This window comes from Neisseria sp. P0021.S007, assembly GCF_051956855.1.
In genome coordinates this window covers 1-531 of record NZ_JBQCXA010001104.1, presented here as the reverse complement: position 1 = coordinate 531, position 531 = coordinate 1, and the positions used below count along the sequence as shown (strand labels likewise).

1 protein-coding gene and 1 pseudogene are annotated in these 531 nt (G+C 48.6%); one reads left to right on the top strand and one right to left on the bottom strand.

From position 1 onward, the window contains the following. A partial coding sequence (locus ACTHUR_RS17750; protein ID WP_440400045.1) for a DUF3079 domain-containing protein occupies positions 1 to 152 on the bottom strand: 152 nt, incomplete at its 3' end. Positions 153 to 319: 167 nt separating this feature from the next. On the opposite strand from ACTHUR_RS17750, the pseudogene ACTHUR_RS17745 reads away from it, so the two are divergent. Continuing rightward, positions 320 to 531: pseudogene (locus ACTHUR_RS17745) on the top strand (GNAT family N-acetyltransferase); the annotation flags it as partial.

Genomic DNA, 531 nt, shown 5'->3' with positions numbered 1-531 from the left:
TTTTTATACCAGTCGCGGCCGTCCAATTCGATGGGATGTTGGATGCGCTCGCAACCGTTGCCGCATTGCAGATCGTCTTCTTTGCAGTATTTGTCGCAACCCCAGCAGATACGCTCGGGATTTTTCGGGAAAGTGGGAAATTTCTTGGCCATGGTGTTCTTCTTTTGTTTGTGTGCGGTATGGGCAGAATTATAAGTGATTTGAATGGGGCTGGCGGCGGGTTTATCGTGTTTTACGCTGATTTTTTAAGATGTGTTAACCTTTCAGACGGCCTATACTGTGAAAATAATCCCTACGCGGTACAACAAGAGGACCCGATATGAACATATGCCGTCTGAAGCCTGAATTTGTCGAGCCTTTATCACTCACGCTATTTGAGGAATGGCACGATTTTGCGCCGTGGTCGTCTCTGGACAAAATCCGTGTGTATTACGCACAGTGCCTTAATGGGGATGACTTGCCGCTGGCGTTTGCGGCTGTCGATAACGAAGGGCGGCTGATGGGTTCGGCGGCATTAAAGCGGTTTGATAT